26 protein-coding genes are annotated in these 20874 nt (G+C 65.2%); 11 read left to right on the forward strand and 15 right to left on the reverse strand.

Features of this window, described 5'->3' with window-relative positions; translation table 11 throughout:
- Window positions 1-9 precede the first annotated feature (9 nt).
- Window positions 10-609 (forward strand): TIGR02466 family protein, encoded by a 600-nt coding sequence (locus ASE22_RS05950; protein WP_056356086.1) that lies wholly within the window; start codon window positions 10-12, stop codon window positions 607-609.
- Window positions 610-667: 58 nt separating this feature from the next.
- Here ASE22_RS05950 and ASE22_RS05955 read toward each other — a convergent pair whose 3' ends face one another.
- From ASE22_RS05955 to ASE22_RS05970, 4 genes are all read right to left on the reverse strand, one after another.
- Entirely contained in the window at window positions 668-1459 is a 792-nt protein-coding gene (locus tag ASE22_RS05955) for a VOC family protein (RefSeq protein WP_056356088.1), read from the reverse strand.
- Between the two features lie 14 nt (window positions 1460-1473).
- Window positions 1474-1944: a VOC family protein gene (locus tag ASE22_RS05960; protein ID WP_056356373.1), complete on the reverse strand. Its 471-nt coding sequence runs from the start codon at window positions 1942-1944 to the stop codon at window positions 1474-1476.
- Between the two features lie 138 nt (window positions 1945-2082).
- Entirely contained in the window at window positions 2083-2616 is a 534-nt protein-coding gene (locus tag ASE22_RS05965) for a GNAT family N-acetyltransferase (RefSeq protein ID WP_056356090.1), read from the reverse strand.
- On the reverse strand, window positions 2613-3071 hold the full coding sequence (locus tag ASE22_RS05970) for an SH3 domain-containing protein (protein ID WP_056356092.1): 459 nt from the start codon (window positions 3069-3071) through the stop codon (window positions 2613-2615). The genes ASE22_RS05965 and ASE22_RS05970 overlap by 4 nt, the downstream gene beginning before the upstream one ends.
- Window positions 3072-3211: 140 nt before the next feature.
- On the opposite strand from ASE22_RS05970, the gene ASE22_RS05975 reads away from it, so the two are divergent.
- Complete coding sequence (locus ASE22_RS05975; RefSeq protein ID WP_056356094.1) at window positions 3212-4210, forward strand: 2-hydroxyacid dehydrogenase; 999 nt, start codon at window positions 3212-3214, stop codon at window positions 4208-4210.
- Window positions 4211-4342: 132 nt separating this feature from the next.
- Window positions 4343-4633 (forward strand): hypothetical protein, encoded by a 291-nt coding sequence (locus tag ASE22_RS05980; RefSeq protein ID WP_056356097.1) that lies wholly within the window; start codon window positions 4343-4345, stop codon window positions 4631-4633.
- A 128-nt stretch (window positions 4634-4761) separates the two neighbouring features.
- On the opposite strand, the gene ASE22_RS05985 is transcribed toward ASE22_RS05980, so the two are convergent.
- Entirely contained in the window at window positions 4762-5589 is an 828-nt protein-coding gene (locus tag ASE22_RS05985; RefSeq protein WP_056356100.1) for an ABC transporter permease, read from the reverse strand.
- 79 nt (window positions 5590-5668) lie between these two features.
- Here ASE22_RS05985 and ASE22_RS05990 point away from each other — a divergent pair, with 79 nt between their 5' ends.
- From ASE22_RS05990 to parE, 3 genes are all read left to right on the forward strand, one after another.
- Entirely contained in the window at window positions 5669-6328 is a 660-nt protein-coding gene (locus ASE22_RS05990) for a GcrA family cell cycle regulator (RefSeq protein WP_056356102.1), read from the forward strand.
- 31 nt (window positions 6329-6359) lie between these two features.
- On the forward strand, window positions 6360-6665 hold the full coding sequence (locus ASE22_RS05995) for an I78 family peptidase inhibitor (RefSeq protein ID WP_056356104.1): 306 nt from the start codon (window positions 6360-6362) through the stop codon (window positions 6663-6665).
- A 123-nt stretch (window positions 6666-6788) separates the two neighbouring features.
- Entirely contained in the window at window positions 6789-8774 is a 1986-nt protein-coding gene (parE, locus tag ASE22_RS06000) for a DNA topoisomerase IV subunit B (RefSeq protein WP_056356105.1), read from the forward strand.
- Window positions 8775-9139: 365 nt separating this feature from the next.
- Here the strand turns inward: parE and folP are convergent, their stop codons facing one another.
- The 3 genes from folP to ASE22_RS06015 all read right to left on the reverse strand — a co-directional run bounded on the left by folP (window position 9140) and on the right by ASE22_RS06015 (window position 13107).
- Window positions 9140-10258, reverse strand: a complete 1119-nt coding sequence (gene folP / locus ASE22_RS06005) for a dihydropteroate synthase (protein WP_056356108.1) — start codon at window positions 10256-10258, stop codon at window positions 9140-9142.
- Between the two features lie 9 nt (window positions 10259-10267).
- Entirely contained in the window at window positions 10268-11833 is a 1566-nt protein-coding gene (locus ASE22_RS06010) for a hypothetical protein (RefSeq protein WP_156397310.1), read from the reverse strand.
- 125 nt (window positions 11834-11958) lie between these two features.
- Entirely contained in the window at window positions 11959-13107 is a 1149-nt protein-coding gene (locus ASE22_RS06015) for a site-specific DNA-methyltransferase (RefSeq protein ID WP_056356376.1), read from the reverse strand.
- Window positions 13108-13353: 246 nt separating this feature from the next.
- Here ASE22_RS06015 and ASE22_RS06020 point away from each other — a divergent pair, with 246 nt between their 5' ends.
- Window positions 13354-13707, forward strand: coding sequence for a hypothetical protein (locus tag ASE22_RS06020; protein WP_235536484.1), 354 nt, complete (start codon window positions 13354-13356; stop codon window positions 13705-13707).
- Between the two features lie 3 nt (window positions 13708-13710).
- On the opposite strand, the gene ASE22_RS06025 is transcribed toward ASE22_RS06020, so the two are convergent.
- Window positions 13711-14337 (reverse strand): ribonuclease HII, encoded by a 627-nt coding sequence (locus tag ASE22_RS06025; RefSeq protein ID WP_056356112.1) that lies wholly within the window; start codon window positions 14335-14337, stop codon window positions 13711-13713.
- A 56-nt stretch (window positions 14338-14393) separates the two neighbouring features.
- The gene (locus tag ASE22_RS06030; protein WP_056356113.1) at window positions 14394-15389 is read right to left on the reverse strand and encodes an L-histidine N(alpha)-methyltransferase; all 996 of its coding nucleotides are present in this window, start codon (window positions 15387-15389) and stop codon (window positions 14394-14396) included.
- Window positions 15390-15638: 249 nt separating this feature from the next.
- Between ASE22_RS06030 and ASE22_RS06035 the strand changes: the two genes are divergently transcribed.
- Window positions 15639-15992: a hypothetical protein gene (locus tag ASE22_RS06035; RefSeq protein WP_056356115.1), complete on the forward strand. Its 354-nt coding sequence runs from the start codon at window positions 15639-15641 to the stop codon at window positions 15990-15992.
- Between the two features lie 3 nt (window positions 15993-15995).
- On the forward strand, window positions 15996-16409 hold the full coding sequence (locus ASE22_RS06040; RefSeq protein WP_056356117.1) for an HIRAN domain-containing protein: 414 nt from the start codon (window positions 15996-15998) through the stop codon (window positions 16407-16409).
- Window positions 16410-16679: 270 nt separating this feature from the next.
- On the opposite strand, the gene ASE22_RS06045 is transcribed toward ASE22_RS06040, so the two are convergent.
- The 3 genes from ASE22_RS06045 to ASE22_RS06055 all read right to left on the reverse strand — a co-directional run bounded on the left by ASE22_RS06045 (window position 16680) and on the right by ASE22_RS06055 (window position 18130).
- Window positions 16680-16970: an STAS-like domain-containing protein gene (locus tag ASE22_RS06045; RefSeq protein WP_056356122.1), complete on the reverse strand. Its 291-nt coding sequence runs from the start codon at window positions 16968-16970 to the stop codon at window positions 16680-16682.
- A complete protein-coding gene (locus ASE22_RS06050) occupies window positions 16964-17854 on the reverse strand; it encodes an ATP-binding protein (RefSeq protein ID WP_156397309.1) in 891 nt (296 codons plus the stop codon). Before ASE22_RS06050 ends, ASE22_RS06045 begins: the two co-directional genes overlap by 7 nt.
- Before the next feature lie 78 nt (window positions 17855-17932).
- On the reverse strand, window positions 17933-18130 hold the full coding sequence (locus ASE22_RS06055) for a DUF6961 family protein (RefSeq protein ID WP_056356127.1): 198 nt from the start codon (window positions 18128-18130) through the stop codon (window positions 17933-17935).
- A gap of 110 nt (window positions 18131-18240) precedes the next feature.
- Here ASE22_RS06055 and ASE22_RS06060 point away from each other — a divergent pair, with 110 nt between their 5' ends.
- Both ASE22_RS06060 and ASE22_RS06065 read left to right on the forward strand, forming a co-directional pair.
- The gene (locus ASE22_RS06060) at window positions 18241-18609 is read left to right on the forward strand and encodes a DUF2513 domain-containing protein (protein ID WP_056356129.1); all 369 of its coding nucleotides are present in this window, start codon (window positions 18241-18243) and stop codon (window positions 18607-18609) included.
- Between the two features lie 34 nt (window positions 18610-18643).
- Window positions 18644-20155 carry a recombinase family protein gene (locus ASE22_RS06065; protein WP_162248250.1) on the forward strand — a complete coding sequence of 504 codons (1512 nt, stop codon included), beginning with the start codon at window positions 18644-18646 and terminating at the stop codon, window positions 20153-20155.
- Here ASE22_RS06065 and ASE22_RS06070 read toward each other — a convergent pair.
- Together ASE22_RS06070 and ASE22_RS06075 are read right to left on the reverse strand one after the other, a co-directional pair.
- Window positions 20127-20381 carry an accessory factor UbiK family protein gene (locus tag ASE22_RS06070; protein WP_056356133.1) on the reverse strand — a complete coding sequence of 85 codons (255 nt, stop codon included), beginning with the start codon at window positions 20379-20381 and terminating at the stop codon, window positions 20127-20129. The two genes, ASE22_RS06065 and ASE22_RS06070, sit on opposite strands and share 29 nt — an antisense overlap.
- A 33-nt stretch (window positions 20382-20414) precedes the next feature.
- Window positions 20415-20874: TspO/MBR family protein (locus ASE22_RS06075; RefSeq protein ID WP_056356380.1), on the reverse strand; the 460-nt coding region annotated here is incomplete at its 5' end.

The following is a 20874-nucleotide window of genomic DNA, read 5'->3' on the forward strand; positions in this document are numbered from 1 at the left end:
GGGGCGGACATGTCCATTCGCACCCTCTTCGTCACCCGCCTCTATGAAGCGATGATCGACAAGCCCGCGCTGATCGAGGAACTTGCGGACGCGGTCCGGGCGCTCGCCGCCGAGGATCGCGCCGGACGGACCTGGTCGAAGGCGCACGGCTATCGCGGCTACACCTCCTATGCGTCGCTGAACGACCTGCCGTCGCGCGACCCAGTCATCGGCGACCTCGTCAGGCTGCTCAACGGCCATGTCCGCCGGTTCGCCGAGGCCTCGCATCTCGACCTCGGGCGCCGGCCGAAGCTCGACAGCCTGTGGGTCAACCTGATGAAGCCGGGCGCCACCCATTCGGGCCATATCCACCCGCACAGCGTGGTCTCGGGTACCTTCTACGTCTGCGTGCCGCCTGGCTCGGGCGGGTTGAAGCTGGAGGACCCGCGCCTGCCGCTGATGATGGCGGCTCCGCCCCGAACGCTCGACGCGCCCGAGGACAGCCGCAGCTTCGTCTATGCCGAACCCCGGCCGGGCATGCTGCTGCTGTGGGAGAGCTGGCTGCGTCACGAAGTGCCGCCGAGCGCCGCCAAGGGCGACCGGATCAGCATCAGCTTCAACTACAGCTAGGGCTCGACCGTGCGGTCCGCCATCCCCACGAAAACGGGATGGCGGACATAGGCGACGGTCAGGCCTTCGCGCGCGGCCCCGCGACCGAGAACGTCGCGCCCTGCGGATCGAGCGCGTTGGCTATCCACGCGCCGCCGGGGACTTCCTGCGGTCCGAACAGGATGGCGCCGCCATTGTCCTTGATCCGGCCGATCGCCGCATCGATGTCCTCGACGTGGAAATAGAAGGTCCAGTATGGCTGCGGCGCCTGCGGATCGGTCATCATCCCGCCGACGGTGACGCCGCATTCGGCCGATACCGTGGCGGGTTCCATCGCGAACATCTGATAGGTGCCCATCGGGCCCATATCCAGCGCTTCGGTGGCCGACCAGCCGAACTGCTCGGCATAGAATTTCAGGCCACCCTGCCCGTCGCTGCTATGCAGTTCGTGCCAGTCGATCGCGCCGACCGTGCCCATCGGCACCGGCGGCATCTCTTCGGTGCTGTCGGGCTGGAGCATGTTGAAGATCGCCCCCTGCGGATCGGCGCAGACCGCGAAGCGGCCTATGGTGGGGATCATCTCGGGCGCGCGATGGACCTTGCCGCCGCCGTCGGCGATCTTCTTCACCGCCGCGTCGATGTCGGTGACATGGACATAGCCGACCCAGCAGGGCTTCATGCCGCCGTCGCGGGCTTCGCTCGGCATCGTCATGATGCCGCCGACGCCACGGCCGCCCGCCTCGACGATCATATAGGGGTCCTCGGGCGGGCCGAAGGGCGACAGCGTCCAGCCGATCACCTTCGCATAGAAGGCCTCGGCCGCGGCGCGGTCGTCGGTCGTCAGTTCGTACCAGAAGAATTTGCCGGACATGTCGTTTCTCCCGCTCAGGCGTCGGCGACGGCTTTCTCGATCGTCGCGATATCGATCTTCACCATCTTAAACACTTCGGTCATCGCCGCCCTGGCCTTCGCCGGATCGGCCATGATCGCCCCCATATTCTCGGGAACGATCTGCCAGTGCAGGCCGTAGCGATCGGCCAGCCAGCCGCATTGCTGCGCCGCGCCGCCCTCGAGCAGCCCGTCCCAGACCCGGTCGAGTTCGGCCTGGTCGCGCGCGCCGAACGACATCGACACCGCCAGGCCATATTGGGCGTCCATGCCGCCGTTGATCGCCTGGAACTTCTGACCCGCCAGGGTGAACTCGACCAGCAGCACGTCGCCGATCTTCGGGCCGGGCGAATCGACGGTGGCGCGGTGGACAGCGTCGATGCGCGAGTCCGGCAGGATCGAGCAGTAGAAGCGGGCGGCCTCCTCGGCCTGATCCTTGAACCACAGGCAGGGGGTAATCCGGGACATGGCATCCTCCTTCGTCACAGGGCGACCGCTAGGCGATCGACGGGGCGCCGCCCCGACGTCCGTACGACGAGTCCGTGACCGCTTATCCGACAGCCCCGCGAACTTTTTGCGACGGTCCGATATCCGCCGTCGGCCGGGCTAGCGCGGGGTGGCGAAGCGCCGCAGCTTGAGGACCTGCTTGCCCTTATATTCCGCATTGCCGATCGGATGGAAGCCGAGCTTCTCGGCGACCCGCAGCGAGGCCGTATTGGCGGGATCGATGATGCAGACGGTCCGCTCGGGCGCGAAGGCGCCCTCCATCCAGCGCAGCGCCGCCTGGGCACCCTCGGTCGCATAGCCGCGCCCATGGACCTCGGTCGACATCATCCAGGCCATTTCGGGAAAGGGGTCGAAATCCTCGCCCAGGCCGCGGTGGAAATCGGCAAGGCCGACCTCTCCCACCACCCGGCCGCTCGCCTTCTCCTCGACGACCAGCAGGCCATAGCCGAGCAGCGACCAATGGCCCGCGAAGCGCAGCAGGCGGTGCCAGCAATCTTCACGGCTCATCGGATTCTGGTAGATCATCCGCACCGCTTCGGGATCGCTGGTCAACGCGCAGCAAGCCTCGTAGTCGCTGATCCGGTGCGGCCGCAGGATCAGGCGTGCCGTCTCGATTCTCGGCCCAGCCGTCACTCCACCACCTCGCCCGCGTCGACGCCGTAGATATGCTCGACCTGGACATAGCCGCGCTTGCCGCCGACATCGAACAGGCACCAGTCGCTTTCGCACTTGCTGATCCGGCCGACCACGCCGGGCTCGGCGCGCCAGTTCAGGCTCGAACCGGCGCTCGGATCGGCATGCATCGGCGCGGCGGCATCGCCGGTGACGACCGCGGTCCGCGTCGCGCTCAGCAGGGTGGCGAGCATCCAGCCCTCGGTCCCATCCTGCTCGCGGATGCGCCGCCAGTTGCCATAGACCTGCACCACCTGCACCGGCAGGTCGCGGCGGCGATAGCGCCAGGTGGCGGGATAGGTGCGCTCCGGTCCGGTGCGCAGCAGCGCATTGCCTGTCGCGATCGACGCCCAATAGGGCACGCTGCGCTCCTGCGCCATTCCCTCTCCCACGCCGGCGACCGCGATCAGCAGCATCCCCAGCGGTATCCAGCCCGGTTTTTTCAACGTCGTTCCCCAATCGGCTCCGCCCCCCCATAGTAGAGGCCGGCAACCGCCGTTCAAGAGTCGAGACGCGCCCGCTTGCGCTTGGCGGCGGGCGGGATTAGCGACGGTCCATGACCGAGCAAGATCGCCCCCGCCGCCCCCGGCTGGTCGTCACCCGGCGCCTCCCTCCCCAGGTCGAGGCGCGGATGAGCGAATTGTTCGACGTCGAACTGAGCGATAGCGACCTGGCACTGAACCGGCAGGCACTCGCCGCCGCCGCCGCGCGCTGCGACGTGCTCGTTCCCACCATCACCGACCATGTCGATGCCGACGTCATCGCGGCGGGCCGGGGCACGCTGCGGCTGATCGCCAATTTCGGCAATGGCGTCGACCATATCGACCTGAAGGCCGCCCGCGCCGCCGGCGTGATCGTCACCAACACCCCCGGCGTCCTGACCGAGGACACCGCCGACATGACGATGGCGCTGATCCTGTCGGTCCCGCGCCGCCTCGCCGAGGGCGAGAAGCTGGTGCGGTCGGGCAGCTGGACCGGCTGGAGCCCGGCGGCGATGCTGGGCCACCGGATTTCGGGCAAGCGGCTGGGCATCATCGGCATGGGCCGGATCGGCCGGGCCGTCGCGCGGCGCGCGGCCGCATTCAACCTGACCGTCGGCTATCATAACCGCCACCGCCTGCCCGACGTCGTCGAGCAGCAACTCGCCGCCCGCTACGAGCCCGATCTCGACCGGCTGCTGGTCGAAAGCGACATCATCTCGATCCACTGTCCGCACACGCCCGAGACCGAGAATCTGATCGACGCGCGGCGGCTGGCGCTGCTGCCCGAGCATATCTACCTGATCAACACCGCGCGCGGCCCGATCATCGACGAGGAGGCGCTGATCGACCGGCTCGAGCGCGGCGAGATCGCGGGCGCCGGCCTCGACGTCTTCGCGCACGAGCCCGCGGTCGACCCGCGGCTGCTGGCCCTCGATAACGTCGTGTTGCTCCCGCATATGGGATCGGCCACCTTCGAGGGCCGTGCCGAGACCGGCGAGCGGGTAATCGCCAATATCCGCCAATGGGCTGACGGCCATCGCCCGCGCGACCAAGTGTTCGAGGGCTGGATCTAAATCCAGCAGATGAACGGCGCTTTCAGCAGCCGTTCAGTTGACCTTCCCTACTAAAAACAACGTCAGATGAACGGCGGAACCCATGTCGGGCGGCTACGTTCTACTGGCACGAATTAAGGAAGGGACCTTATCATGAAGACGATCAAGATCATTGCGGCGGCCACCGCCCTGTCGGTCGCCGGTGCGGGCGCTCCCGCCTTTGCACAGAGCGCCGACCATATTCTTCGTGGTGCAGGCATCGGTGCCGCGGGCGGCGTCGTCGCCGGTGCGGTCATCCCCGGCCTGTCGGTCGGCGAGGGCGCCCTGATCGGCGGCGCGGGTGGCGCGCTGCTCAACACCCTCAACAAGGACCGTCGCTATTATCGCGATAGCTACGGCCGGAAGTACTACGTCGATAAGCACGGTCGCCGTCGCTACAAGTAAGGCTCACGAGCCTGAGTACCAGGGCCGTCCCGGCGTATCAGGGGCGGCCCTATTCTTGTCCGCGTCAACCGGCGAGGGCCGCCAATCGAGCCTTAGGCAACCGCATTCGCCGGATGACGGATCTCATCTCAGCTCTTGATCTTCCAGCCGCGATCGAGCGCGGTATAGTTGGCCCAGACGAGCAGCAGGTTGACCGCCAGCAGCCCGAGCGCGCCGATCAGGATCGGCGAATCCGAGGTGCCCAGGAAACCGTAGCGAAAGCCCGAGATCACATAGAAGAACGGGTTGCCGTGGCTGATCGTCTGGAACGCCCCGTGCAGGCTTTCGATCGAATAGAAGGTGCCCGACAGCAGCGAAAGCGGGCCCACCACGAAGTTCTGGATCGCGGCGGCATGGTCGAACTTGTCGGCCCAGATCGACGTCAGCACCCCGACGAGGGTGAGCAGCAGCGATCCCATGAAGCCGAACCACGCCACCGCCCACACATGGCGCGGCATGACGTCGACGCCCGGCCAGAACAGCATCGCGACCCATAGCGCCAGGCCGACCAGAATGGCGCGCGTCACCGAGGCGCCGACCAGCGCGGCCAGCATCTCCCCCGTCGACAGCGGCGGCATCAGATAGTCGATGATCGTTCCCTGCATCTTGCCGACCAGCAGCGAGAAGCTGGAATTAGCGAAGGCGGCGTTCATCATGCCCATCACGATCAGGCCGGGCGCGACGAAGGTGGCGAAGGGATGCCCCATCACCTCGCGGCCGCCGCGGCCGAGCGCGACGGTGAAAATGATCAGGTACAGCAGGGTCGTGAAGGCCGGCGCCCAGATTGTCTGCAGCTGGACCTTGAAGAAACGCTTCACCTCCTTCACATAGAGGGCGCGCATTCCCCCCCAGTTGAAGAACGGGATCACCGGCTCGCCTGGCGTGGGAATCACGAATTTTTTGGGCTGGTCGCTCATGGGCATTTCGCCTATCGGCTCCCCGCCCCGCCTGCAAGAGCCTGGAGTGTCCGGGCGCGGGTGTAGACGAGGTGAAAGCATGTCCTGGACGGAAGAACGGATAGACCAGCTCAAGCGCCTGTGGGGACAGGGGATGACGGCGAGCCAGATCGCCGACGATCTGGGCGGCGTGAGCCGCAACGCGGTGATCGGCAAGGCCCATCGCCTCGGCCTCGAAGCGCGCCCCTCCCCGGTGAAGGGCGGCGACGCCGCCGCCGCATCGGGCAGCAGCCCGGCAGCGGCAGCCCCGGCCCCCGAAAGGTCTCCGCCCCCGCCCCGCCCCGCCCCGGCACCCGCCGCGGTCTCGCCGCCGCCCGCGGCCGCGGCCGCCGCCGCTCCGGTCGCTGCGCCGACGACCCCGCAGCCGATCGTCCGCTCGATCGGCCCCGGCGGCTTCCAGCGCCAGACGCCGGGCGAACAGAGCTCGCCGATCCCGCCGGCTCCGCCGCGCCGCCTCGTGCCCGCCAAGCCCTCGGCCGACATGGCGGACAAGACGAGCCTGCTCGAGCTCAACGACAAGGTCTGCAAATGGCCGCTCGGCCATCCGGGCGAGCCGGACTTCCATTTCTGCGGCGAGCCGATCAATCCCGGCTTCCCCTATTGCCTCGGCCATTGCTCGGTCGCCTATCAGGCGCAGCTGCCCCGCCGCGACCGTCGCCCGCCGCCCCCCTTGCCCTTCGGCGGTCCGCGCGTCAGATAATCTCCCGCGAACAATCGCGAGGGGATGATCGATGCGGCCATGGGTGATCGGACTGTCGGCGCTGGCGCTGGGCGGATGCACGACGACGGTTTCCGAGCCGGGCCAGGCGGTGCCTGAATCGAACGTGGTGCCGCCGGTCGCCTGCGATGCCGCGCGCGTCGAGGCCTATGTCGGCCGCAACGGCACCGCCGTCGCCGAGGAAGCCCGCACAGCCGCCGGCGCCAGGTCGGTGCGCGTGATCGCCCCCGGCCAGGCAGTGACGATGGATTTCCGGCGCGATCGCCTGAATATCGAGACCGACGCCAGCGGCACCGTGGTCAGGGTAAGCTGCGGTTGATCTTCGGTCGGCACGGGTAGCGAACGGATCCACGGTCCTTCGGGGGCTTCTTGCCGGGTTTCGACGGCGCGACGGAGGCAGGCGCTTCCCTTTTCCCGTCGAGCGGCCCTATAGTCGGTCCCAATGTCCGACGATCTCTTCGCCTCCGCACCGTCCACCAGCTCCGGCAATTACGACGCCTCGCAGATCGAGGTGCTCGAGGGGCTCGAACCCGTCCGGCGGCGCCCCGGCATGTATATCGGCGGCACCGACGAGCGCGCCTATCATCACCTCGCCGCCGAAGTGCTCGACAATGCGATGGACGAGGCGGTCGCGGGCCATGCCAACCGGATCGAGGTGTCGCTGCAGGCGGGCAACCGCCTGACCGTGATCGACAACGGGCGCGGCATTCCGGTCGACCCGCATCCGAAATTCCCCGACAAGTCGGCGCTCGAGGTCATCCTCACCACGCTCCACTCGGGCGGCAAGTTCGACGGCAAGGCCTATGCGACCTCGGGCGGCCTGCACGGGGTCGGCGTCTCGGTGGTCAATGCGCTGTCGACCGAGACGGTGATCGAGGTCGCCCGCAACCGGGAGCTGTTCCGCCAGCGCTTCGCGCGCGGGCACGCCGTCACGCCGCTCGAGAAGATGGGCGCGGCGCCCAACCGGCGCGGTACCAGCGTCTCCTTCCAGCCCGATCCCGAGATCTTCGGCGCCAGCGCGCATTTCCGTCCTGGCCGACTGATGCGCCTCGCCCGGTCGAAGGCCTATCTCTACGCCGGCGTCGAGATCCGCTGGAAATGCGACCCCTCGCTGATCGGCGACGACACGCCCAGCGAGGCGACCTTCCAGTTCCCCGGCGGGCTGGCCGACCATTTGCGCGAGCAGATCGGCGATCGCGAATGCGCGACGAGCCAGTTCTTCACCGGCAAGCAGACCTTCCCCGGCGAGAATAACGGTCTGGTCGAATGGGCGGTCGCCTGGCCGCTCTGGTCCGAGGGTTCCTACAGCTATTATTGCAACACCATTCCGACCCCCGATGGCGGCACGCATGAGGCCGGCCTGCGCGCGGCGCTGGTCAAGGGCATCCGCGCTTTCGCCGAGCTGGTCGGCAACAAGCGCGCCAAGGACGTCACCGCCGACGACATCGTCACCGGGTCCGAGCAGATGCTGTCGGTGTTCGTCCGCGACCCGCAGTTCCAGAGCCAGACCAAGGACCGGCTGACCTCGCCCGACGCGGCGCGCATGGTCGAGAATGCGGTGCGCGACCATTTCGACCATTTCCTTGCCGACAATATGGAGCGCGGCAAGGCGCTGCTCTCCTTCGTGCTCGACCGGATGGACGATCGCCTGCGCCGCAAGGCCGAGAAGGAGATCAAGCGCAAGACCGCGACCTCGGGCCGCAAGCTGCGCCTGCCCGGCAAGCTGACCGACTGCGCCAATGATTCGCCCGAGGGTACCGAGATCTTCATCGTCGAGGGCGACAGCGCCGGCGGCTCGGCCAAGCAGGCGCGCGACCGCAAGACCCAGGCGATCCTGCCGATCCGCGGCAAGATTCTCAACGTCGCCTCGGCCAACAGCGCGAAGATCGGCGCGAACCAGGAGATCGCCGACCTGATCCAGGCGCTCGGCTGCGGCACGCGCGAGCGCTGCAATGTCGATCTGCTGCGCTACGAGCGGGTCGTGATCATGACCGACGCCGATGTCGACGGCGCGCACATCGCGACCCTGCTGATGACCTTCTTCTTCCAGGAGATGCCCGACCTCGTCCGCGAGGGTCATCTCTATCTCGCCCAGCCGCCGCTCTACCGGCTGACCGCGGGCACCAAGAGCGTCTACGCGATGGACGACGCCCACCGCGCCGAGATCGAGGCCAAGGCGTTCAAGGGCAAGAAGGTCGATGTCGCGCGCTTCAAGGGTCTGGGCGAGATGAACCCGCAGCAGCTGCGCGAAACGACGATGGATCCGAAGACCCGCACGATGCTGCGCGTCATGCTCCCCCAGGAATATGAGGAGCGCGCCAGCGTCCGCGATCTCGTCGACCGGCTGATGGGCAAGAACCCCGAACACCGCTTCGCCTTCATCCAGGCCAATGCGGCCAGCGTCGACGAAGACGTCATCGACGCGTAGTTTGTTGGCGCCCTCAGGCGCCGGGCGCGAGGCCTCCGCCTCGCTTGGCTACCTCGCATAAGCTCGGGCGGCCGTTCGGCCTTGCGGAGCCTGCGGCTCCGTTTCTTCTCCCAACGTCACCCAAGCGAAGGCTGGGGTCCATGTCTCTCATCAGCCAGATGGCCATCGCGGAGAGAACAGACATGGATCCCAGCCTTCGCCGGGCCTTTGCATAACTCGACATCCCGGCGGAGGAGTGAAGCTGCCCCCTCCGAAGAGCGGAGACGAGCGCGAGGTAGGAGCCGCCTGAGATGCCGGCCTCCGCCGGCATGACGCAGAGAGACCGGACGCCTCATGCAAAGGCCCAGCCTCCGCTGGCATGACGACTAGTGGATAGGGGGCGTCAGCGCTTCGTCCCGCAACCCGCGCCACACCCGGATCGCCTGGAGCGTCTCGGGCACGTCGTGCACCCGCAGAATCTGCGCGCCCTGCTGCGCCCCGTGCAGCGCCAGCGCGACCGAGCCGCCGAGGCGCTCGTCGACCCCAGCCTCGTTCGACAGCGCGCCGATGATGCGCTTGCGGCTGGCGCCCAGCAGGATTGGGCAACCGAGACCGTGGAACAGCGCCAGACTGTTCAGGATCTGGAGATTGTGCCGAAGGTTCTTGCCGAAGCCGATGCCGGGATCGACGATGATCCGGTCGCGCGCGATACCGGCGGCCTCGGCAAAGGCGATCCGTTGCTCCAGCCAGTCGTAGACCTCGACCAGCGCATCGCCGTAGCGCGGCTCGCGCTGCATCGTCTCCGGATCGCCCTGATGATGCATCAGCACCACCGGACAGGCGTGCCGGGCGAGCAACGCCGCCGCCTGCGGGTCGTAGGTCAGCGCGGAGACGTCGTTGACGATCGCCGCGCCCGCCGCCAGCGCGGCCTCCATCACCGCCGCTTTGCGCGTATCGATCGAGACGATCGCCCCGCCCGCCGCCAGCCGGCGCACGATCGGTTCTATCCGAGCGATCTCGTCGCCTTCCCACACGGGCTTGGCACCGGGCCGGGTCGATTCTCCGCCGACGTCGACGATCGTCGCCCCCGCATCCATCGCCGCGAAGCCGCTCGCCGTGGCAGCGGCTGGGTCGTCCAGATACTGGCCGCCGTCGGAGAAGCTGTCGGGCGTCATGTTGAGGATCGACATGATCTGCGGCTGATCGAGCCGCAGCACGCGCTCTCCCAGCGCGAAGGGGCACCGCGGTGCCGTGATCCGCGCGATCGTCGTCCGCGCGATCTCCGCCTGCTCGTCGGACAGGGTCGCAATGAAATCGTCGATCGCCGCGACCGGCACCAGCCGCGATCCGACCCGCGCCCCGGCATCGACCGCGATCACCTCATAAGCGGAAAACCACACCAGTCCTCCCGCCAGCCGCACGACGGCGCCATCATGTCCGAAGGGCGAGGCGACGAAGGCGGTCGGCTGGAAATAGAGCCGGGCGTAGCGCGAGAAAGCCGTCATACACCTGGGCTACTGATCTTCCGGCGGCAGTTCCAGTACCGGTTCGTCGATCAGGCCTGCCCCTGGCCCCTCGACCACGGCGAGGCCGTCACGATCGAGCCGCTCCAGCAGCCGGCGTGCAGGGTTTCCCGCCGACGCATGCGGATCGAAGGCCAGCGGTACCAGCCATGAGCGTGCGGCTTTGAGCTGCCTGTCACGAAGATACTGGCTGACCAGCATCATCCTGACCTGGCCATCCTGCGGGGTCAGCTCGGCGCTTCTCTCCAGCGCGGAAACCGCGTTGCGGGTCGGCTTCTCGCCCTGTTGCAGAAAGCTGCTGTAGAACAGCATCAGCGGCCAGGCCGCGTCGGGCTCCAGCTTGTTCGCCTTCAGCAGCCAGCTTCGCGCGGTTCGCCAGGTCACGTCGTCGAAGCGGTTCTCGTCCTGGGCTCGCTTCATCAGTGCCTGCGCCTTGAAGATCATCGCGCCCCGCATCGCCGGATCGGCCGCCAGCGCCCTGTCCGCAGCGGCTTCCGCAGCCATGGCATCGCCCGCATCCAGTTCCGCCTCAGCCAGGATCAGCTGGACCTCGGGATCATTGGGCCAGGCCGCCGCGATGCGGCGCGCATCAGCCGCGACGAGTGGCGCTGTTCGGCTGTCGACCATGCGTTGCGATTGCAGCCGTACCGGCATCATCGCCGCTTCGCCCGGCGTCAATTGCCGCAACTTGATCGTCTCTGGTGCCGGCTGCGTCACGGCGACGGGCAGATAGGCGAACCGATTGCGGATGAGATAGGCCTGGACCTCGCGATCAAGTTGCTGGAGATCGCCGAACGCCCCCCGCGCCGCCGCGTCGGAGGATTTTCCCTGATTAATGGCCTGGAGATATTGGGTGAGCTGCGATTTCCGCTCCTCCGAAAAGGTCAGGAAATGAGTCAGCAGCCAGGCTCGGGCGTAGAATGTCGAGCGACGGTCCGGGCTCAGCGCCGAAGGATTGGCGGCCATCAGCTCCCAGACCGGCATCTTGTCGTCGCCATAAAGCGACATCGATCGGCTCCGGGCCGGATAGCCGATGATGATCTCGTTGCTCCGCAGTTCCACGTTGGAGATGAGCTCGGCGAAACCCTCGACATACCAGGCGGGATAGGCGGCATGGGAGTGCGCCAGCATCAGGTGATGGACATATTCGTGGAAGAATACCGTGCGGGCGTCGAGCTCGAGCGGACCACTCCCGGCGTTACGCGGCACAAAGGCCACCGAGCCCGACACGCGCCCCTGGTAGAAGCCGCCGATATAGCGGCAGGCGGCCTTGGCGCGATCAGGCGCCTGACCGCCCTCGCAGAGCTTCTTCACCGCATTGACATTGTCGACGACGAACACCGTCAGCGGATTGGGATTGTCGCCCTTCCGATCGTCGAGGTCCAACGCCGTTTGTGCAGCTTCGTCGAAATTTTCCAGATCGACGGCGAAGCGCCTGGTCCGATCGGTCGAACCTTCCGAATAGATGACGAAGTGCGGCGTCGTGACCTCGTGCCACGCCGCCTCCCCCGGCCCCGCAAGCAACAGACCCAGCCAGGCCGCGACACATCCGCGCACGCGCATTCGCTCCTTTTGCCTCTCGCGGCGAATGCCGACTTGCGACATTGCACCACCTATCCGGACATCAGGGAAAACGGCGGTCAAATCCAGTGCCGATCCGGTTCATTTTGAACCGGTCGGGCTCAGGCCCCGAGTTCGGCCAGGTGGCGCTGGCGCAGGGCGTCGATCGGTTCGATGCCCGTAGCGGTCTCAACATGCCAGAAGCTCCAGCCGTTGCACGACGGCGCGTTCTGGAGCTGGGCGCCGAGGCCGTGGATCGAACCGGTTGCGCCATCGGGGCCCGCCAGCACGCCGTCGGCGCGGACCATTGCCTTCCAGCGACGCTTGCTGTCGGTCAGGGTAGAACCCGCCGGGATCAGGCCGCTCTCGACGAGCAGGCCGAAGGCGACGCGCGGCGTGGCCTTCCTTTCCGGGATCGACATCATCGCGCTCTCGTCGAGTGGCAGGCTGGCGGCGATGCGCTGGGTGGCGACCTTGATATATTTGCCCTCGCGCTCGATGCCGATCCAGCGGCGGCCCAGGCGGCGGGCGACGGCGCCGGTGGTACCGGTGCCGAAGAAGGGATCGAGGACGAGGTCGCCCGGCTCGGTGCAGGCCAGCATCACCCGGTAGAGCAGGCTCTCGGGCTTCTGGGTCGGGTGCGCCTTGTGGCCGTCGTCGTCCTTGAGCCGTTCGCCCCCCGAACAGATCGGCAGGGTCCAGTCCGACCGCATCTGGATGTCGTCGTTGAGCGCCTTCATCGTGCGGTAGTTGAAGGTATATTTCGCTTTTTCCGCCTTCGAGCACCAGATCAGCGTCTCATGCGCGTTGGTGAAGCGGGTGCCCTTGAAATTGGGCATCGGGTTCGCCTTGCGCCAGACGATGTCGTTGAGGATCCAGAAGCCCTGGTCCTGCAGCGCGGTGCCGACGCGGAAGATGTTGTGATAGCTGCCGATCACCCAGATCGTGCCGTCGTCCTTCAGGATGCGGTGCGCCTCGCGCAGCCAGTCGCGGGTGAAGCGGTCATAGGCGGCGAAGGTGTCGAACTTGTCCCAGTCGTCGTCGACAGCGTCGACCTGGCTGCCGTCGGGGCGGTGCAGGTCGCCGCCGAGCTGGAGATTATAGGGCGGATCGGCGAAGATCATGTCGACGCAGCGGTCGGGCAACGCGCGCATCGTCTCGATGCAGTCGCCGCGGAGTATCTCGTTCAGCGGCAGCCGCACCGGCTGCACAGCCTCCGCAGTCGCCCGCCGTGCCCGGCGGGTCGCCGGAATTTTTTCGAGAACACCCATGAAAAACCATCCCCCTTCGAATTGCTCCAAGGGTGAGTCATCGGGACTCTTCGGTCAAGATCAATGTTTTGGCTGTCGAATCTGAGATTTCGACGCAGCGTGCGAACGAAAGGAGTCCGCTACTTCATATTGAGTCTGAACCAGGGGCGGGGACTCAATCCCTTGTGGTGTGGCACGAAGGACTCACCCTTTTGCCTTCCCGAAAAAAAATCGGAACGAGCGGCTTTTTTCACCGTTTCCGCAATCATGAGATTGCCGTCGCCCCGCCGGATATCCCCCTCGCTGCTCTGTGCGCTGGCCGCGGTCGTGGGCGGCGTCACCGCCGGAGGCTCCGCCGTCCACGGGCTTCGACTCAACCACTACGGCCCGATCGACCCGCCCTCGCTGTTCGCGCCGGCCGAAGCCGGGGAACCGTTCGAGGCGGCCGACGCCGCCGATGGCGCCGGCGATGCGATGACCGCCACGCGCTGCGACCAGTGCAGCGAGCGCGACCTGGGCTATCGCTGGGCCGCGCTCGCCGCGGTCCGTCTGCCGGGGGAATGCCCAGGGGACAGCTGGGCCTTCCGGCGCGGCTGCCTCGACTATGTCGGCGGCAGCTGAGGCTCAGGCCGCCGAGGAGGATTGCACCGCGAACAGCGAATATTGGGCGATCGGCGCGAAGCTGCGCCGATGGAGCGGCGACGGGCCCAGCCGGGCAAGTGCTGCGAGATGGGCGGGGGTGCCATAGCCCTTGTTCTGGCTCCAGCCATAGCCCGGATGATGCGCGTCATATTCGGCCATCATCCGGTCGCGTTCCTCCTTGGCGACGATCGAGGCCGCCGCGATCGACAGGCAGAGCGCGTCGCCGCCGATCACCCATTGCGATGGCCGGGTCCAGCGCGGGCAGCGATTGCCGTCGACCAGCACCATGGCGGGCTCGATGCCGAGCGCCGCCACCGCACGCTCCATCGCCAGCATCGAGGCCCACAATATGTTGATCTCGTCGATCTCCTCGACCGTCGCGACACCGACGCCGACATGAACCGCCACGTCACGGATCTTCAGGCAGAGGTCGGCGCGCGCCTCGGCACAGAGCTTCTTCGAATCGTCGATCCCCCGCGGCACGCGCCCGCGGTCGAGGATCACCGCCGCCGCGACGACCGGCCCCGCCAGCGGGCCCCTGCCCGCTTCGTCGACTCCGGCAAGCGGCATCGGATGGGCGGTTTCGAGATCGAAGCTGGGACCAGGCATGATCGCCGATGTACCGAGCCGCGGCCCGGCTGGCCAGACCCTGAAGAACGCCTGGCTCAGGTCCCGGCTTCGAGCAGGTGGAGACTGAAGAATCGCTTCGCATCGAACCAGACATCGAGCGGCCGGAACCCCGCCCCGCGGGCGAGCGCCTGGAAATCCTCGACCGAATATTTCCAGCTTTCCTCGACGTGGATCGCCTCGTCCCGCTCGAAACGGATTCGCCGGTCGCCGATCCGGACCTCCTGGACGCCGAGACTGACGAGGTCCCCGGTCACCCGCCCGCCGGCCATGTCGAAGCGGACGCGATGCTCGAACAGCCGCTCGTCGAAATCGGCGCCGAGTTCGCGGTTCGCACGCCGCAGCACGTCGAAGATCAAAGCGCGGTTCAGGCCCTGCGCGTCGTCATAGGCCGCCTCGAGGATCAGTACGCTCTTGCGCAGATCGACCCCGATCAGGAGCAGACCGCGCTCGCGAAGCTCCCGCGCCCAGAGCGACAGCATCGCGAGCGCCTCTGGCGGATTGAACGTGCCGATCGCATTGCCGGGCAGATAGCCCAGCCGCCGCCCACCGCCGGCATTGGGAGGCAGATCGAAGGCGATCCGCAAATCGGCCAGAACCGCTTCGACCCACAGGTGCGGATAGCGACGCTGCACCCGGCGCGCGTCGTCGAGCAGCCTGTCGCGATCGCGGTCGAGTGCGACATACCCCCAGGGCCGGTCGAGGGTCGCCAGCAGCAGCGACGCCTGCGGGGCGAAGCCCTGTCCGAAATCGACGAGCTGCGCCGCGGGGCCGACCATGCGGGCGATCGTCACCGCCCGGTCGCGCACGATCTCCAGCTCGGCGCGGTGGAGATAATATTCGGGCAGGGCGCAGAGACGACGGAAGGCCGGCGACCGACGATCGAGCAGCATCGAACCGATCAGGCTCTTCTGACGCCGCTCCATCCCCGCGAGGAACGACGCGCGAAAATCGGCGGGCGGCGGACCATGCTCGTGAAGCGCGACGACGTCGACCGGTCTCGGCGGGGCATCGTCGGGAGGATGGTCTGTCAAAGCGGTCTCCAAGCCGGCAGCTCCTGGCCGACACGGCTCTAGGCGCTTCCAGCCGTAAAAAGTTTCTGACCCGTAATGGTTCCGCCCGCTTTAACGCTCCGGCAGGGCTGTCCGGCAGACAGGATCGACGAACGACGCCGCGGCTACCTCGCGAGGCGCGCGAACGATCTCCGGCCTGAACGCGCCCGGCACAGGCGGGCCGCGGTCGCCCTTGTTGACGTGCGGCCATAAGCCCGTCAGCAGGGCAAGGTGCTGAAAGAAAAAATCCACTGGGTCGTAGAGACCTATATCCGCTTCGTGGAATGGACCGCGGCGCAAACCGGTTTCGAGGACCGCCTGCTCCACGTCCACGCCGGTCTGCTGATCCTCGTCATCGCGAAGCTCGTCACCCGCCGGGCGCTGACCTCGCCGATCCCGCTGGCCTGCGTCTATGCCGGCGAGCTCATCAATGAGATCTTCGACCGGCTCCATCATGGCCGCTGGATGCCCGACACGACGAGCGACGTGGTCAACACGGTGTTCTGGCCGACGGTGATCTTCATCGTGCTGCGCTGGTTCGGCGGCGGCTCGGGCCGCCGCTCGCGGTCCGGGCGACGCAACTGACCGATGCCCCGGCAGCTCTCCCTGCTGGTCAAGGGCGTCGACCACGCCAATCGCAAGCCGAAGACACGCGGCAGGATCCCGCGCCGCTTCGAGATCGCGGCGTCGCTGCCGGGCGAGCCGGTCGACCTCGTTCCCGAGCCCGACAACCCCGCCGATCCCAACGCCATCATGATCTTCTCGGCGCGCGGGATCCAGCTGGGCTATGTCGCCGCCGAGCGTGCGCCTTATATCGGCGGGCATATTCGCCGTGGCGAGGATGTCCGGGCGATCTTCCAGGAGGCGACCCGCCACGGCGCGATCATACGCGTGTCGCTGGACGGCAGCGAGCCCGTCCTGCCCGAACGGAGCGCGCAGGAAACCAGTCCACCGTCCGAGGATGAAGGCTATTTCGTCGACCCGGTCTGGCCGGACGACTGAAGCTGCCGGACGACTGAAGCTGCCGGACGACTGAAGCTGCCGAACGACTGAAGCTACTGCAAAGCGAGTGCCGGATGGCGCTGGTGGGCCCGGCAGCTACCGAGAGCGGCAGAAATATCTCAGTTTATATAGCTTGATCGAGATAAGGTGCCTCCGAATGCCCCCATGGATGCCCCCACAGGTTATACTGGCCGACCAACGGGGCCCGCCTAACTGCGCCGGCAGAGCAGCCTTCCTCCTTCGCGCGCCGTTAGGGAATAGCCAGTCGAACTAGGCTGCGTTCGTTCTGCTAGCGTTACCCAGACAACGACGAACCATGTCCGCGATCTGCCGATTAGCGTCGACTACGGCGAGATGGCTTTTGAGCCAATCGAAAGAAACCTCATCCAGCAACGGCACCAGAGCAGCATTCACAAACGACGACGGGATGTCGACGACACCGTCGAAAGAGAGCGTGACTTTGGAATCCTGCGCGAATGCATCCCGCAGAACATGATTGATTACCGCGCCGTCAGCGGAGCTATAGCACTGACGCACATGGTCAAGGGCCCTAACTACCATTCGATTTCAACTCTCTCTTCTTCATCGCCTACGAACAGGCGTGTATCCAGGGCAATGTCAACCAACGTGCCAGGATAGTTCCCGTTCCCAGCGTGCGCTCGGCGCACTGGCTCACCGCCCTTACCACAAAAAGTATGAAGACTTCCAGATAGGGAGTATATGCTGACCAAACCTCGGTTCGCCGATACCGTATCGATCAGGTAATTCAGGCCGGCCCCCATGTTGTTGGGTTTGGTTTTTGCCGTCACTCCCTCATGGGAAGCGTGCAAAATTGCGGCATGATCCGCCATGTCGCCAAACTTCTCGCGGATGGTTGTAGGGATACCCCGACCGAAGTCAGACACGGTTATGCGGATCTCGCGCTTGGTTGGGTAGTGTTGCGCGTGCACAAACCCGGTGCTCTGCGCGGAATGATCGTTGATGTTATGAAACAGTTCTTTGACGCACGTGCGGATGCTTCCAAGCTCGCCATGCGACTTCCTTAACTCTCCTCCGAGCCAAGGCGAGAAATCCCGCTCCAGCCACGAAAACGAATGAGCATGCTGGACGGCGACACAGGGCATCGTGCTCGATCGGCAAGACGCCTCGCTTCGGAGCGCCTCCCCTGCATATTTGAAGAAAAACCCACAATCATCGAGGTAGCCAATAGCCGGCCTCGCCAAGTTATTGAAATTGGTGAAACGAAGAAGGACGTCGTGGTGGAGAAGCCATTCAACGGTGTTGCTCAGCACCGTGTATCCCGTCCCATCGATGAAGTTCATAGCCGAAAAGTTGAGATCAATTGCCGCCGCGCTGGGAACGAGATTTGGACCTACGATTTCACGCGTAAAACGCGGAAGAGCAGAGATCGTAAAGGTGCTCGGCAAAGCGATCGTTTTCGGCATCGCGCCTCCCTAATGTTGATCTGCTGCACGTCAACCGGGAGAATGATCCGCCGACGCGAATGGGATGTCATTGCGGCATCAATGGATGCGGCCATCGGGCCCAAGCTTCTCTAATTGCTCGATTCGGTTAGCTATTCGCACCCAGGTTTTGACGCCCTCCAGATCGTTATCGGCAAGTAGTTCGTCTGCCCGCTGAGCTGCATGGAACGACGCCGCGTCGCCGTATTGCCGCATCAATTGATGAGCGCAGGCCCAGACCTCCTTATCTTCGATCATCCCGCCTCCGCCCGGCCAAGCCCCCCGCCTACGGCACTGTAGTGCCGGCCGTCACCCAGCGCCATGCATCCCCCCTTTAAATGTAGGAACAAATATGGAACAAAAACATCATGCGACGCGACTCAGACCTTATCCGCGCGATACTTTTAGCTGTTGAAGCGGACGATCGCTGCGAAGTTCTAAGACTGCCCGACATCGCCGGCTACACCGACGAAGCCGTGCATTTCCATGCCCGCCTTCTCGTAGAGAAAGGCTTTCTCGTGACCTACTTTCCTGATCGAACGGGTCGGCAGCCTTGGGTATGCATCCGGCTGAGCTGGGAAGGATATGATTTTCTCGATGCCATACGCGACCCCGCGATCTGGAGATCGGTAAAGCGTGCAGCCGGCAAGGTTGGCAGTTGGTCCATCGAGACCTTGGCGGCCATCGCCAAGACTATGATCATCGCGAAGGTGGAAGCGCTGGGTCTAGCTGCCTGATCCTGCCCGCCATCCTTCAGCGATGGAGAGTAAGATGGCAACTCAAACGCCCCTCAAAGCCGCCCAATATGTGCGGATGTCTACTGACAAGCAGGTCTATTCGACCACGAACCAGATAGCGGCCATTCGTGCGTATGCGCTCGCCAACAGCTTTGACGTTGTTCGCACCTATAGTGACGAAGGGCGCAGTGGCCTGAGGATCAACGGTCGCGACGCTTTGCAGGCCCTGCTCCATGATGCCCTCGCCGCGGATCGCACCTTCGATGCGATCCTTGTCTATGACATCAGTCGGTGGGGTCGGTTCCAGGATACCGACGAGAGCGCCTATTACGAGTTCCTCTGCCGCCGCGCGGGCGTGCAGATTCACTATTGCGCCGAGCCCTTCGCGAACGATGGGAGCCCTTCCACCGCCATCATGAAGAACCTGCGTCGCCTGATGGCCGGTGAGTACAGCAGAGAACTGTCGGAAAAGGTCTGGACGGGCCAGTCTCGGTTGGTCTCACTGGGCTATAAAATGGGCGGAGGCGCCGGCTACGGTCTTCATCGCCTGCTGGTCGACCGGGACGGCAACCCGAAGCAGCTCCTGATGCCTGGTGATCGCAAGAGCATTTCCACCGATCGCGTGGTGCTCGTCCCGGGGGATCCGGAGGAGGTGGCTATCGTTCGACGCATATTCCGGCTCGCGGGTGAGGGACAGTCGAACGCTGAGATCGCCCGAATCTTGAATGAGAACGATGTCCCATCAGCCAAGGGGACGAGATGGTCCAGCCAGCAAATCCGTCAGATCATCAAGGCTGAACGTTATCTCGGGACCTATGTCTACAACAAACGGTCGTCCAAATTGGGCGCAGCATATGTCTATAATGCCGAGCGCGATTGGGTCCGCCGAGACAACGGTTTTCAGCCGCTCGTAACGCACGAGATTTTTCGTGCTGCGCAATCCAAGAAGCGCGCGGGCCGTGCAGACTATACCGACCGCGAGCTTCTTGGGCATCTGAAGCGGCTGTTGGCGAAGCACGGGTTTCTGACCACCAGGTTGGTCCGCGGTGCGGCGCCTCCCGCGGCAAAAACCTACAACAATCGGTTTGGCAGCTTGATCAGGGCCTATGCCCGCATCCGCTACGATCCCTCAAAACGTGACCGCGATGTCGGGCAATCGGCGGAACAGCTGGCGCTTTCCAAGGATATCGCGAAATGGCTCGCGCCCGCCGGGCACGTCGTCACCGCAACCCCGACAGGCCAGTTTCTCACTGTCGACCGCGAGATCGTTATTGCCCCGCGAATATGCAGCTTTCATTCGACGGGCCGTCGGGGTCACTGGCGTGTACGACGATCGCGGTCGGACAAAGTCGATTTCATTCTCGCCGCCCTGATGCGTGGACAGCACCGTGCACACCTCTATTTGCTGCCAACGGGCAGGTTCGGAAAGTCTGGACAAATCGAAATCGGTGAAAGCCGCAGGCAGTTCGCAGATTATGAAGTCTGGAACCCCACCTTGCTTCCCGAGATGATCAGCTTCATGGCCTCTCGCCGTCAGTCCGCGTGATCGCATCCAACCGCGCCTTCAGCAGTTCGACTTCATCGCGCGCGGCGGTAGCCATCGCCTTGACTGCTTCGAACTCTTCGCGGCTCACGAAATCCATGCCCGCGATCCATTCCTTGGATCGTTCCTTGAGCGCAGACTGGGCCTCTCGCCCGGCGCCCGCCAACGTTCCCGCCGCGCCGTTCATCAGCTTCACAAAATCGTCGAAAAGGCGGTTTTCAGATTGCATGGGAGTCGTCCGATTTCACCGAGAGGAGGCGCGTCACTGGATGACGATCTGCGTGTCGCCGACCGACTGCATCATCGTCACCCCATAGGGATTTAGTTGATGGATCTGCCAGTTCAACACACCCGCAAACAGCAACCATATCAGATAGGGCAGCATCAGCATCCCTGCGACCGGCCGGATCCTCCAGAAAGCCACCGTCGTCGCGCCGGCCCAAAACAGGATGGCCACGATCAGACCGAATGCCAGCATGATCTTATGCATGGCGAAGAAGACGGGCGACCAAGCAAGGTTCAACCCMAATTGGATAAGGAATAGCGTGATTGCGACGCCGCGCCCTTTGGCACCTCGAGCATTCAGCACGAGCGCCAGAGCCAGCCCCATCAGCACATAGAGARTGGACCACGCCGCGCCGAACGCCCAGCCGGGCGGCATCAACGCCGGCTTGGAAAGCGCATCGAACCAAGGGTTTCCGCTGCCCGAACCAGCGACTTTG

The organism is Sphingomonas sp. Root720, from assembly GCF_001428605.1.
Lineage (GTDB): Bacteria > Pseudomonadota > Alphaproteobacteria > Sphingomonadales > Sphingomonadaceae > Rhizorhabdus.